The following is a 12,419-nucleotide window of genomic DNA, read 5'->3' as shown; positions in this document are numbered from 1 at the left end:
AATGTGGGGAGAATGATGGATAGGAAACAATGGTATCGGTTACTCGGTTATTTTGGGTATTCGCTATTCTTTGGCTTCGTCTTACTGCTCTTGTTGGAAGTGCAAGGGATACTGAAAGAACAAGTGGGAATGACCTACCGGCCTTTGCCCCTTATTATGTTTTCATCGCTCATGCCGATTGCTCTCGGTATCCTGGCAGCGATTCCGGGATTTGTCCGTGTGTACAGGATGGCAGGGAAATGGGCCTATGACTGGATTCGCTGTCTGGCCATTGGCCTGCCTGCCTTTGTCGGTGCTTTTTATCTCGTGTTCTATTTTTCTGGTTCGCTCGGGGAGTTTTTGCCATTCAAAGAAGTGTTCTTGAAATCGGGGACTTTCTTAACACAGCTCAGTGGATTTATTCTAGGCTACACCTTGCTTCATTCTGTGGGAAAGAAGGAAAACGGTTCATAGGCACGCTAAGTGCGAGAGCAAGAGTATTTTTATAGATGGGCAAGGACCGCTGTTGACATCGCCATAAAAATGGCGTATTTTTTTCTTAGATAGTTAGATAATTGTCTAAATGTCTAAAAGAAGGGTTTTCAAAAAGGTCGTGATTTTTGTGAATGAGACGTTTAAAGCACTGGCTGACCCGACGCGACGCCAGATCATCCGGCTGTTGAAAGAAAAAGACATGACAGCGGGAGAGATCGCCGATCATTTTTCGATGACAAAGCCAAGCATCTCTCATCATTTGAACTCGTTAAAACAAGCGAAGCTGATTCTCGATGAGCGCCAGGGACAACATATCGTTTATTCGCTAAATACGACAGTCGTCCAGGATGTTATGGGCTGGTTTTTGGAAATCATGACTGAGAAAAAGCCTGGGAAGGAGTGAACATATGAATCGAATCATTGCATTAGTGATCTTGCTCGTACCGACTATACTGGGTATCTATGTGTACGACGATCTTCCAGAACAGTTGGCCATCCACTTCGGACCGAGTGGAGAACCTGACGGCTTTCAAAGCAAAGGGTCGTTTCTGGTCGTGTATTCGCTATTAGGCATCGCGATTGTAGGGGGACTTGAGTTCTTTCGCTTTATCGATCCGAAGAAGCAAAACTATGAGAAGTTTCTCAGAGCCTTCTCGATCATGCGCATCCTCATTGCGCTGATCTTGAGCGTCACTTTCTGCTTCCTACTGGTGTTCAATCTGGGGATCGAAACGATTGGTCCAGGCGTTTTTGCCAAGCTGCTGGTCGGCACGATGTGGGTGCTCATCGGCAATTACCTGCCTCAAGTACGAGATAACTACTTTATTGGGATACGCACACCGTGGACGCTGGCCAGTGAAGAAGTGTGGCGAAAAACACACCGCTTCTCGGGGCCGCTTTGGGTGATTGCCGGAATCGTGATGATCCTGATGGTCTTGGTCCCGATTACCCGGTCATCGACGTGGCCGATGTTTATCGTCCTGGGAATATCCGTCATCGTACCTACGATTTACTCCTATATCGTTTTTCGGAATATAGGGAGGACGAATCATGGAGCATAACCATGAGAACAAGAAAGGGCCAGCATTTGGAAAGTCCTATTTGATCCTTTTTGCTGCAGGTCTGGCCGGAATCATTGCGCTGGTTCCCATCTCTGTCAAACAGCTTCAAAATCTTCCCGGGTTGCCTGTGATGCCCTTTGGCATGCTCATCGTATTATCCATGCTGCAGCCGTTGATCCTTTTGGTGATTGCACTCGCTTTTGGCACCTGGATGGCTCCACGGGCCGGGCTTACCTCCCTGCTCATGAACAGAGCGACGCGAGGTGAGCCGATTTGGAGCCGCCTTCGTCCGCAATTGACTGCAGCCATCCTCGCGGGTATCGTGGCAGCTGTTCTCCTGCCTTTGCTCGATGCACTCTTTCAGCCCTGGCTGCCGGCCAGCCTGTCTCAAGAGGCGCCTCCCAGAGATCTCGTCTTCACCGTCAGTGCCATGCTGTATGGGGGGATTACAGAAGAATTGCTGCTGCGCTGGGGGATGATGTCTGTTTTGGCCTGGGTGGGCTGGCGTCTGTTCCAGCGGCACGAGGAGCGCCCGGGACGTTCGGTCATGGTGATCGCGATTCTGATTAGCGCCGTTCTGTTCGGCATTGGTCATCTGGGAGCTGTCGCGGTCCTGGCACCGCTCACGCCGGTTCTCATTCTCCGTACCATCCTGTTGAACGCCGTCGGGGGAATTATATTCGGCTGGCTGTTCTGGAAGCGCAGCCTGGAAGCGGCGATGATCGCCCATGCTACCGCCCATGTGGTCATGACGCTGATCGCTCAGATCCTCATCCTGTTTGTTTGATCTGCCTTTGCATTTTATCGTCAAGCCACACTTCTGCAAGGGAGACCGATTTAATTGATAGCAGATTCAGCCGGGAGCGCACCCGGCTGTTTTTTCATGTTTGATCTTTTCAAAATAACCCGACTATTATACAATTTGGGCACAACCGTAAATCAACCGTTAATCCATAGAAGAAACCAAATGACAGGGGAAGTTGAGGTGAAAACGTATGATCAATCCAGATAGGCTCTGGGAGCGGTTAATGCGTTTGGGAGAAATCGGAAAACAGGAGTCGGGTGGTATTACGAGGCTCTCTTTTACACCCGAGGAGAGAGCGGCGAAGGATCTCGTTCGCAGCTTTATGCTGGAGGCGGGGCTTTCGGTAAGAGAAGACGCAGTCGGCAATCTGATTGGACGGTGGGAGGGGCGCAATCCGGAAGCGCCTGTCGTGCTTGTCGGATCACATATCGACTCGGTTTTTAACGGGGGCAATTTTGACGGTCCGCTTGGCGTCATGGCCGGAGTGGAGATCCTGCACGCGATGCAGGAACAGAACATCGTGACAGAACATCCGATCGAAGTGATCGCCTTTACCGACGAAGAAGGAACACGCTTCAGCTACGGCATGATCGGCAGCCGCGGCATTGCCGGCATTCTGGAACGAAGCGAGCTGGTGCACTCTGACAAAGACGGGATATCGATCGAAGAGGCGATGCGGCAAAATGGTTTGGACCCGGATGCGATCGGCGAGGCGGCACGGCCGAAGGGAAGTGTCAAAGCCTATGTAGAACTGCATATCGAGCAGGGAAAGGTCCTGGAGAGCCGCAATCTCTCTGTAGGGGTCGTCAACGGAGTAGCTGGTCCGCTGTGGATGAAATTTATCCTCGAAGGGGAAGCGGGACACGCTGGCGCGACACCGATGACACTTCGCCGCGATCCTTTGGCAGCAGCGGCGGAAATCATGCTGGCCATCGAGCAGGAGGCAGGGCAAACGGACGCGGCGGTCGGCACGGTCGGACAGATGCAGGTATTCCCCGGTGGAGTCAATATCATTCCGGGCCGCGTAGAGTTTTCCCTCGATCTGCGTGATGTGGATCAGTCGATTCTCGATCGTGTGGAAGCCCAGATTGTCAGCCGGGCTGAGCACATCTGTGAAAAGCGGGGCATTGCCCTCAAGGTAGAGCTGCTGCAGCGCATTCCGCCTGTTATCTGCTCCGAGGAAATTCAGCAGGCAGCAAGAAACGCCTGTGAATCGCTTGGCTTTGAACCTTTTACCATGCCGAGCGGCGCTGGACATGACTGCATGCAGTTGACCGGACTTTGCCCGGTCGGAATGATTTTTGCGCGTTCACAAAAGGGCATTAGCCACAATCCTGCTGAATATACCACAAAAGAAGACTGTGCAGACGGAGCCAACGTTCTGTACAAAACAGTTCTCTCCCTGGCCGTGGAAGCATAGCCGGACCAGGCAGGGATCATATCGTTTCAACGGACATTACTCATCGGAAACAGGAGGGGTTCGAGGATGACGACGACAGCCACACTCAATCTGGAGGCAGAACAGATCAAAGAGCAGGTCATTGCTTGGAGACGCTATTTGCATCAGTATCCGGAGCTGTCCTTTCACGAGGAGAAAACGGCACAATTTGTCTATGACACATTGGTCTCTTTTGGAAATCTGGAGGTACGAAGACCGACCAAAACCAGTGTGGTAGCCAGGCTGATCGGGCCGGAGCCAGGAAAGGTTTTGGCGATGCGTGCCGATATGGACGCGTTGCCGATTACCGAAGAAAATGATTTCGAATTCGCTTCGAAAAATCCCGGCGTGATGCACGCATGCGGACATGATGGACATACGGCCGTGCTGCTGGGCGCAGCCAAAATTCTCTCTGGCATGAAAGATCGGATCAAAGGAGAGGTCCGCTTTCTGTTTCAGCATGCGGAGGAGATTTACCCGGGCGGAGCAGAAGAAATGGTGCAGGCAGGTGTGATGGACGGGGTTGACCTGGTCATCGGAGCGCATCTCTGGTCGACATTGGACTACGGAAAAGTAGGGATTTGTCCCGGTCCGATGATGGCCGCACCCGATGCCTTCAGCATCACCGTAACAGGCAAAGGGGGACACGCTGCACTGCCGCATCAGACGATAGACAGCATTGCCATCGCGGCACAGGTCGTCACGAATCTGCAGCACGTCGTCTCTCGCAACACCGATCCGCTGGATAATCTGGTTGTCTCCGTCACGAAATTTATCGGCGGGACGGCTTACAACGTCATCCCCGGCTCCGTCAGCATTCTCGGAACCGTTCGCAGCTTTGACCAGAAGCTGCGCGAATCGACAGCAGCTCTGATGGAGCGCGTCGTCAAGGGAATTACGGAAGCGCACGGGGCCAGCTACGAATTTGAATACTCCTATGGCTATCGTCCGGTGATCAATGACCAGGAAGTGACCCAACTGATGGAAAGTGTCGTCGTGGAAACGTTGGGACAGGATTGGGTTGATCATATGAAGCCGAATATGGGCGGTGAGGATTTTTCTGCCTTCCAGCAAAAAGCGCCAGGCTGCTTCTTTTATGTGGGAGCTGGCAACAAGGAAAAGGGAATCGTCCATCCGCATCACCATCCGTTGTTTACCGTGGATGAGGATGCACTTGAAGTGGGCGTGAAAATGTTTGTCAACGCTGCACGCAAGGTCGTCATGAAACCAGAAGCATAACAGGCACCAAACCAAATCGGCAGCACAGGGTTGTTCCGTCGGAGGGAGTTCCTCCGGCCGGGGCGGCCCCTTTTTTTGTTTACGGGCACCAGGGGAATTCTCTTTTCAATTCAAGTAAATTCTTTTTCAATTAAAATAAATTCCTTTTCAATTAAAGCGAAACAACCGATGCCAAAACGACGTTTTCCGTTGAGCGTCTTTAAGCCGAGCAAGCTCCTGCTTGGTCGAAATGATGTCACTCATCGCTTTGGTCAATCTCCGGTCCCGTTCTTTCAGACTGTTGCGGATAAACGTGCCCTGCTGCTCAATTTGTTCCATCAGAGACATCTGTACGGCCTCCTGATGCTGCACGTGTTTGGCCAGGGCTTGAAGCTTTTCTTCCAGGTGATCGACGTGGGAGCTGGTTCGCAGCGCCAGGGCGGCAGCGTTTTCGGCAAGGGCAGGATTGCTGGCGGGAGCGTTGTTTGCGGGTAGAACAGGGGCCAGACTGAGCGAGGCAGCGGATTCTTTTCGAGCATGCTGGTGGGAAGATTGATTGGCAACGGTAAGGGCGGCGTCTTCAAGCGGCATCATTTGCTCTTTGGTCAAATGAAAAAACCTGCGCATCGCAATCACGTCAGCGGGCCTGTACTCACGCCTGTTTTGAGCATCGCGCTGAAACCAGTACCCCTGCTGCTCCAAGAGCATGCTCCATTTTCGGAGTGTACTGGCTCCAATGCCCAGCATTTCGGCTACATCCCGTCCGGAGTAGGTTTTTTCCTTGGCGACCAATTCAATGACGTTTTTCAAAGGCGATCCCTCCGTTCCTGCGAAAGTTTTCTGAACGTTACGACTGATATATGATAGTCTTTTCGATGAGTGGAGAAAAATTCCTGTGGCCAACCGTGCGACAAATTCTATCAGCGTTCGTTGTAAAAGGAGAGAAAGAGTCAAATAATGGACCAAGGTCCGCTTTGGTTGAACTACTTTGCATGCACATAGAATACAGATAAAAGAGGGTTTAACCATGGCATTCCGCGATCAAGCACAAAAGCTGTTGGGGGAGCCTCATTTTCTCAGGCTGCCTTTGATCGGCAGCCTTACACAGTGTTTGACAATGGAAAAGCGTCGCAAAAAAACCTTGCCAGTTCATCAGTGGGGATGGATAATAATAGAAAAATACTCATTATTCCTACGTGTTAGATCGGGAAAGAGGAGGCGCTCATGCGTATTATCGATCTGTCTCAGGTGTTTGAACCAGGAATGCCGCAGTATCCAGGTCAGCCGGATGTCGTTTTTCAGCAGGTTGCACGTGTAGAGTCAGACGGGTATCAGGTGACGGACTTCCACTCAGTCGTTCATGTCGGTACGCATTGTGATGCGCCGGCTCATTTCATCCCGAATGGCGAGACGATTGATTCGATTCCCCTGGAGCGATTTGTCGGAGAGGCGGTCATCGTGGATGTCAAGCTGGATGGCAGTCAGCGAGAACTCGGTCCTGCTGTGCTGGAAGGAGCGGATATTCGTCCAGGTGATATTGTTCTGTTTCGCACAGGACTCAGCGAAAAATGGGGAACGGCTGCGTACGAAAATGAATTCCCCTATTTTGGAGAAGAACTGGCAAAGGAATTGGTGGCACGCGGAGTGCGGGCCATTGGACTTGATTTCATCTCCCCTGACCCGATCGAGACCGAAACCTTTCCCGCACATCATATATTTCTCGGCAATAAGCTGGGCATCGTGGAAAACCTGAGAAATCTGGATGTGATTGACCGCGAGCGCGTCTTTTTTGCTGCTGCTCCGCTGAATATCAAAGGGAGCGATGGTGCGTTTGCCCGTGCCTTTGCGGTTCTGTTTGATTAGAGAGCAACGAGTCCGCGAATTGACATGGATACCATTCCCACCTATGATCAAAAGAAAGATCAGGAAGAAGGAAGGGAATGCGCATGTTGGAGATCAAGTACCACGGTCACTCCTGTGTCCAGCTTACCAGCGAAGAACATTCGATCATCATCGACCCGTTCATCTCGGGAAACCCGCAGGCCGCTACAAAGCTGTCTGACATTCGGGTTCAGTACATTCTCTTGACACATGGACATGAGGATCACATCCTGGACGCAGTTGAATTAGCAAAGCAAAACGACGCGACGATTATCGCCACCTTTGAGCTGGCCAACTACCTGGGCTGGCAGGGGGCCAAAACGATGGCGCTCAATCTGGGCGGGTCTGCCGCGTTTCCGTTTGGCCGCGTCAAAATGACACAAGCCTTCCACAGCTCCGGCATGGTTTTTTCCGAGGACAACCGGATCGTCTATTTGGGCATGCCCGGCGGCTTCCTCGTAACCATGGGCGGAAAAACGGTTTACCATGCAGGCGATACAGGTCTGTTCGGCGATATGAAAATGCTGGGCGAGCGTCATGACATCGATGTGGCCCTTCTGCCGATCGGCGATGTTTTCACGATGGGGCCAGAGGATGCCCAGACCGCTGCGGAATGGGTAGGGGCCAAGCTTGTCGTACCGATCCATTACAATACGTTCCCGCCGATCAAACAGGATGGCCAGGCATTTGTAGACAGCCTGAAAGAAAAAGGAATCGACGGGATCGTACTGAAACCGGGCGAGTCGACAAGTCTCTAAGGCATCAACCTTTCAAAAGATCGAGGAAATTTTGCGCTGGCTTGGACAGGTAGTAGTCCTTTAGCCAAATGACACCGGATGAAGCGTTCAGGGTCGCATCAGCAATCTCGAACACCTGCAGCTCATGCCCGGGATGCATCTGGAGTACCGCTTCCGGCACGATCGTGGCGCCAAAGCCAGACGACACCAATTGCAGCAGGACCGCGATATCCGAGCATTCGCCGAGGACGTACGGCTCCATGCGGCGGCGGGAAAATTCCTCCAGGATCACGTGATACACGCCGAGTCCTTCGACACTGGGCAAGATCAGAGGATGCTGGCGAATCTGTTCGTAGGTGATCGATAGGGACGAGTGCGAGAAGCGCGTAGAGGCGACAAAGCGCAGAGGTTCCGTTTTCAGATGCAGGATCGAAAAGTCATTGAGTTCCAGCGGCAGCCTGATGATCGCGAGCTCAATGGCTTTTTCTTTGACCATTTTGAGAAGCTGGTCCGATTCGTTCTGCTGGATTTTATACGAAACATGGGGATAGCTTTCCCGAAACTGCTTCAACAGCCTGGGCAAAGGCTCTGCTGAGAGTGTATTGACACCGATGCTGAGTGTTCCTTTTGTTCCCTCGCCTACCTCTTTTACCTCAATGGTAGACTCTTCGACAAAGCTGGCAATTTTGACGGCATGCTTGTACAAGATGCGTCCGGCCTCCGTCAGCTCCAGACCTCTGGCGTGCCTGATCACCAGAGTAACGCCCAATTCCTGCTCGAGATTGATCAGTTGCTGGCTAAGCGGCGGCTGAGCGAGATGAAGACGTTTGGCAGCAGCCGAAATCTGCTTCTCCTCTGCAATGGCGATAAAGTAGCGCAACTGTTTGATATCCACCAAAGACACCTCCGCTTAGATATATGAGAAAAGTAAGTGAATATAATATAAGTAATATTTTTCGTATATCAGTTGCCATGATAGCATGGAGGAAGAGAACGTGCAAAGGGAGGGGGAGGATTTGTGATCCGCCTGGCAATGACTTTCTTTTCTTCATTTTTGATTCTGGCAGGCTGCGAGGAGCCTGCCAGCACAGGGGAAGTTCTACATCATGCACAGAATATTGCAAAGGAGAGTGCGCAAAAAGTGGTGCAGGAAAATATGGGACAGGAGCTAATCAAGGCGGCGGAAAAAGGTGAAACTGCTGCGGTGCTGGAGCTGCTCAAAAAAGGTGCGGACATCAACGCTACGGATGAAAAAGGACGGACGGCGGTGCTCGCAGCCACACATGGCAATCACACAGAAACGGTCAAAGCGCTCATCGATGCCGGGGCTGATATGAATATCCGGGACAACCGTTTGGACAACGTGTTTTTGTATGCGGGCGCAGAGGGACTCCTGGATATCGTCAAGCTGGCTATTGATGCTGGTGCCGATCCCAAGCTGACGAACAGATACGGCGGGATAGCCCTGATCCCGGCGTCGGAAAGAGGGCATGTAGAGGTTGTACAGGAGCTACTCGCCCGCTCTGGCGTAAATGTCAATCACGTGAACAACCTGGGCTGGACAGCGCTGATGGAAGCGATCGTGCTCAGCGACGGGGGAGAGGCCCACCAGAAAATCGTTCAGCTGCTGATCGACCACGGAGCCGACGTGAATATTCCCGACAAGGACGGGGTTACGCCGCTTGTCCATGCGAAAAAGCGCGGATACCGGGAAATCGAGGAGATGCTGATCAAAGCCGGAGCTCGATGAACACTCCCTCCACCTACGCTTTACGTTGAGGTGGGGGTTTCTGATCTAACTGGCAACGCTATCGTAGCAAGCGCCCGTTCGAGCGTTTTCCATCTCCAAGGGAGGAGGCGATGGCACGTCTAGGCTGACAGATAATCAGCAACATGCCTTTCGGCAAGGGTCGTGACAGACCATCTACTACTTCTTGCGCTAGGCAATCCGTAGATACATTGGCGGTAAGATGGGAAAAGGAAGTTGTTGAATCCCCCCATACCAAACCTTGGCCAAAAAGTTCCCGGCACCGTGGATATCACGATGTTGCGTATAGCCGCACTTGCATTGATAGACTCTACCCGATACTTTCTTGCGCCGGGTGCAAACGGGACACGTTTGCGAGGTAAATGACTCCTCTTCTTTTCTCAGTTTGATCCGATTGACTTGCAACTTATAACCTAAATAACTTGTGGTTCTTCCAAAGGCCCATTGACTCATTCGTTGATTATGGCGGCGAGAGCGTACCTTCTTCTTTTTTCGTTTGGAGGTATGTCGTCCAACGCCATCCAACTTTCCTACAACGACCTCATTCACCTGTTGCCAGGCAGCCCACTCGACAAATTGCTTGGTGGTTTTATGAAGAGCGTCCCGTAATTGTCGTTCACTCTTGGAAAGAAGGTACTGCTTTGCCCGATTGTATTTCTTCCACTGTCGGCTGTACCTTTGGCAGTGGGACATCTTTCGTTGGAGCTCTGCGAGCTTCTTATTCCGAAGACGCCGGATGCTTCGTACTTTCCGACCGGTAATGATCACACTCTTTCCTGTCGTCGCAACCGCCGCAATGGTATGGATTTCGCCAAGGTCAATCGCACAGCGATGTTCTCCTGAAACGGTAGAGCTTTCGACTTCTGCTTCATACGTTACGGCTAGCATCAGCTTTCGATCAAACAGCAACTCAATTTCTTTGATGGTTCCTTTGGGAAGAGTGGTGACATAGACAACGAGCGGAATCTGACGCTTCCCTTTCCATATCCCACGACTCAGCTCTATGCGTCCATTTGCATGGATGGTAAACCCATCTTTCGCCCAACGGGTGTTGAAGTGTTTTTTCCGTTTGTACGGATAGCGGATGTGCGAATGACCGTTTTTCTTTGCTGCATGAGCACCATCCCGGGCACGAAGATACTTATGACATACGGCTTGGATACATTGGCTATGGAGAGGGAAACGCCGCTTGATTCTCTTCTGCAACTCAGTTTGCCCGATCCACTTGCCAGTTTCCAGATGGTATTCTTCTGCTTCTTCCAAACAGGTATTCCATACATCCGCCGAGAGGCGATTACAGGCGAAAAGTTCATCGATGACGCGGGGATGAGCGTGAAAGGACACCTTTTCTGTTCGAATCACAGTGATCGTTTCTGTGGTTGCGAGCAAGTTGAATCCTCCTTTCGATAAGAATGTACGTTCTGATTATACCATATTCAGGCACAAAAAACGCCATTCATCCCACCACTTATAGAAGTGGGGAACTTCTGGCTAATTAGGTTAAAATCCCGTTGGACAAATCGTGATGAAACGAAGGCACGTCTCATAAACTATGGCAAGAAGGTCAGATGTCAAAGGATGGGATGTGCGGTGAAAATCGGTACCTCCGCGCTGTTGTTTTTCGCCCTCTATGCGCTTTACTCATGGGCAACCTTTCTTTATCCGGAGGGTGGGGACTGGTACGAGGCGCTTGCCAAACCGCCAGGCACTCCACCTGCCAGCTTCTTCCCCGTCGTGTGGGGACTTATATCGTTATCAATTGTCCAATTAGCCAGAAGTCGGCAAATGGACGCGGAAACCCTGCTGCTGTTTTTTATCAACTGGGCGGTCATTCAGGTGTTTACCTGGCTTTTCGTTGAGAAGCATCTGCTCTTGCCAGCGGCGGTAGACACCGTGCTTGTCGCTTATTCCACCTGGCTGCTGATCAGAATGATCCGGCCCCGCAAACGAGTGGCGGCCTATCTGCTCATGCCCTGTTTGCTGTGGGCTTTGTACACGGCGTATCTGTCTTGGGGGATCTTCTTGCTCAATCGATAGATGGATGTCCTTGAATATTGCATGGGATGCTTAGAAGCATGGAAAGCCGCCGCAACTATCAGAGGGTGCGGCGGTTTATTCACTTCAGTTGCGTTTATTCACTTCAGTTGCGTTTATTCACTTCAGTTGCACTTTTTCACTTCAGTTGCACTTTTTCACTTCAGTTGCACTTTTTCACTTCGGTCGTACTTTTTTCTTTGACTGCAAACGATTCCGCAGCGGTGGATAAATAGTAAGCAAGACCAGTCTGCTGTTCCTCAAGCATCTTTCGGTGAAAGTCGTCATCCAGAAAAAAGCGCGTTCGTGCCGCAAAATCGGCGGGGCTGGTCGGATGTCCGCTCTGATTCAAGAAGGCGATATGCTCGGCAATCAGCCTGTGTACACTCTCATCATCAAATTTGACGCCCTTCGCCAGAGAATCCGCCATTCCATCGGTAAATCGCTTCGCTTCCCGTGCCATTTCATTCATCGCCTGGACCTCGGACGAGTCGATAGACGGAAGGGAAAAGTCATAGGTCTCCTCCAAATACCGTTTTTGTTCGGCCAGTGCCTCCATCCACTCCTCTTCGTCACAAAACCCCTTGAACATCTCTGTCTGATTCATCTGTTCACCGTTCTTTGCATGTGCAATCGATTCGTCCAGCGTTTGAATGACTCTTTCCAGCCGCTGCTTGCGGGCGAGCAAAAGCTCTTTCTGACTGGCGAGAATGGACAACCGTTCAGGGGCGTCTTCAAGCAGCTGTTTGATTTTTTCCAGCGGGAAATCAAGTTCCTTGTAAAACAAAATATGCTGCAGACGCTCCAGCTCTTTTGTTCCATACAGGCGGTACCCCGCTTCGTTAATCTCACATGGCAGCAGCAGCCCGATGGAATGATAGTGATGCAAAGTCTTTACCGTTACATTCGACAGGGCAGCTATCTCTTTTACCGTGTAGAGCATTTTCATTTCACTCCTTTCTGTTCACAGCATAATGGCTCCTCCTAGGTCAGAGTCAAGGCA

14 protein-coding genes are annotated in these 12,419 nt (G+C 51.3%); 10 read left to right on the top strand and 4 right to left on the bottom strand.

Annotation, left to right across the window (positions count from 1 at the left end; translation table 11 throughout):
• The first annotated feature begins 3 nt into the window (after nucleotides 1-3).
• The 6 genes from NDK47_RS20410 (at nucleotide 4) to NDK47_RS20385 (ending at nucleotide 5,017) form a co-directional block, all read left to right on the top strand.
• On the top strand, nucleotides 4-453 hold the full coding sequence (locus NDK47_RS20410; protein ID WP_251871601.1) for a hypothetical protein: 450 nt from the start codon (nucleotides 4-6) through the stop codon (nucleotides 451-453).
• A 148-nt stretch (nucleotides 454-601) separates the two neighbouring features.
• The gene (locus tag NDK47_RS20405; protein WP_251871600.1) at nucleotides 602-877 is read left to right on the top strand and encodes an autorepressor SdpR family transcription factor; all 276 of its coding nucleotides are present in this window, start codon (nucleotides 602-604) and stop codon (nucleotides 875-877) included.
• 4 nt (nucleotides 878-881) lie between these two features.
• Entirely contained in the window at nucleotides 882-1,535 is a 654-nt protein-coding gene (locus NDK47_RS20400; protein ID WP_251871599.1) for an SdpI family protein, read from the top strand.
• On the top strand, nucleotides 1,525-2,322 hold the full coding sequence (locus tag NDK47_RS20395) for a CPBP family intramembrane glutamic endopeptidase (RefSeq protein WP_251871598.1): 798 nt from the start codon (nucleotides 1,525-1,527) through the stop codon (nucleotides 2,320-2,322). The genes NDK47_RS20400 and NDK47_RS20395 overlap by 11 nt, the downstream gene beginning before the upstream one ends.
• Nucleotides 2,323-2,530: 208 nt before the next feature.
• A complete protein-coding gene (locus tag NDK47_RS20390; protein WP_251871597.1) occupies nucleotides 2,531-3,760 on the top strand; it encodes a Zn-dependent hydrolase in 1,230 nt (409 codons plus the stop codon).
• Nucleotides 3,761-3,826: 66 nt separating this feature from the next.
• Entirely contained in the window at nucleotides 3,827-5,017 is a 1,191-nt protein-coding gene (locus NDK47_RS20385; RefSeq protein ID WP_251871596.1) for a M20 family metallopeptidase, read from the top strand.
• A gap of 147 nt (nucleotides 5,018-5,164) precedes the next feature.
• Here NDK47_RS20385 and NDK47_RS20380 read toward each other — a convergent pair whose 3' ends face one another.
• Nucleotides 5,165-5,806, bottom strand: coding sequence for a MerR family transcriptional regulator (locus tag NDK47_RS20380; protein ID WP_251871595.1), 642 nt, complete (start codon nucleotides 5,804-5,806; stop codon nucleotides 5,165-5,167).
• Between the two features lie 414 nt (nucleotides 5,807-6,220).
• On the opposite strand from NDK47_RS20380, the gene NDK47_RS20375 reads away from it, so the two are divergent.
• Both NDK47_RS20375 and NDK47_RS20370 read left to right on the top strand, forming a co-directional pair.
• Nucleotides 6,221-6,859 carry a cyclase family protein gene (locus NDK47_RS20375; protein ID WP_251871594.1) on the top strand — a complete coding sequence of 213 codons (639 nt, stop codon included), beginning with the start codon at nucleotides 6,221-6,223 and terminating at the stop codon, nucleotides 6,857-6,859.
• An 83-nt stretch (nucleotides 6,860-6,942) separates the two neighbouring features.
• The gene (locus NDK47_RS20370; protein ID WP_251871593.1) at nucleotides 6,943-7,635 is read left to right on the top strand and encodes a metal-dependent hydrolase; all 693 of its coding nucleotides are present in this window, start codon (nucleotides 6,943-6,945) and stop codon (nucleotides 7,633-7,635) included.
• Nucleotides 7,636-7,639: 4 nt separating this feature from the next.
• On the opposite strand, the gene NDK47_RS20365 is transcribed toward NDK47_RS20370, so the two are convergent.
• The gene (locus NDK47_RS20365; RefSeq protein ID WP_251871592.1) at nucleotides 7,640-8,509 is read right to left on the bottom strand and encodes a LysR family transcriptional regulator; all 870 of its coding nucleotides are present in this window, start codon (nucleotides 8,507-8,509) and stop codon (nucleotides 7,640-7,642) included.
• 123 nt (nucleotides 8,510-8,632) lie between these two features.
• Between NDK47_RS20365 and NDK47_RS20360 the strand changes: the two genes are divergently transcribed.
• A complete protein-coding gene (locus NDK47_RS20360) occupies nucleotides 8,633-9,364 on the top strand; it encodes an ankyrin repeat domain-containing protein (RefSeq protein ID WP_407653324.1) in 732 nt (243 codons plus the stop codon).
• 189 nt (nucleotides 9,365-9,553) lie between these two features.
• Here the strand turns inward: NDK47_RS20360 and NDK47_RS20355 are convergent, their stop codons facing one another.
• Nucleotides 9,554-10,771: an RNA-guided endonuclease InsQ/TnpB family protein gene (locus NDK47_RS20355; protein WP_251871591.1), complete on the bottom strand. Its 1,218-nt coding sequence runs from the start codon at nucleotides 10,769-10,771 to the stop codon at nucleotides 9,554-9,556.
• Between the two features lie 201 nt (nucleotides 10,772-10,972).
• Between NDK47_RS20355 and NDK47_RS20350 the strand changes: the two genes are divergently transcribed.
• A complete protein-coding gene (locus NDK47_RS20350) occupies nucleotides 10,973-11,419 on the top strand; it encodes a TspO/MBR family protein (RefSeq protein ID WP_251871590.1) in 447 nt (148 codons plus the stop codon).
• Between the two features lie 160 nt (nucleotides 11,420-11,579).
• On the opposite strand, the gene NDK47_RS20345 is transcribed toward NDK47_RS20350, so the two are convergent.
• Nucleotides 11,580-12,359 carry a MerR family transcriptional regulator gene (locus NDK47_RS20345; protein ID WP_251871589.1) on the bottom strand — a complete coding sequence of 260 codons (780 nt, stop codon included), beginning with the start codon at nucleotides 12,357-12,359 and terminating at the stop codon, nucleotides 11,580-11,582.
• Between the last annotated feature and the right edge of the window lie 60 nt (nucleotides 12,360-12,419).

The sequence above is a fragment of the Brevibacillus ruminantium genome, assembly GCF_023746555.1.
Taxonomy (GTDB): Bacteria; Bacillota; Bacilli; order Brevibacillales; family Brevibacillaceae; genus Brevibacillus; species Brevibacillus ruminantium.
This window is presented reverse-complemented; position numbering and strand designations above follow the sequence as displayed.

Excerpts from the sequence above, each read along its gene's own strand:
- NDK47_RS20345 (WP_251871589.1), bottom strand. The coding sequence starts at position 12,359 with ATGCTCTACACGGTAAAAGAGATAGCTGCCCTGTCGAATGTAACGGTA.
- NDK47_RS20375 (WP_251871594.1), top strand. The coding sequence starts at position 6,221 with ATGCGTATTATCGATCTGTCTCAGGTGTTTGAACCAGGAATGCCGCAG.
- NDK47_RS20385 (WP_251871596.1), top strand. The coding sequence starts at position 3,827 with ATGACGACGACAGCCACACTCAATCTGGAGGCAGAACAGATCAAAGAG.
- NDK47_RS20390 (WP_251871597.1), top strand. The coding sequence starts at position 2,531 with ATGATCAATCCAGATAGGCTCTGGGAGCGGTTAATGCGTTTGGGAGAA.
- NDK47_RS20395 (WP_251871598.1), top strand. The coding sequence starts at position 1,525 with ATGGAGCATAACCATGAGAACAAGAAAGGGCCAGCATTTGGAAAGTCC.
- NDK47_RS20400 (WP_251871599.1), top strand. The coding sequence starts at position 882 with ATGAATCGAATCATTGCATTAGTGATCTTGCTCGTACCGACTATACTG.
- NDK47_RS20370 (WP_251871593.1), top strand. The coding sequence starts at position 6,943 with ATGTTGGAGATCAAGTACCACGGTCACTCCTGTGTCCAGCTTACCAGC.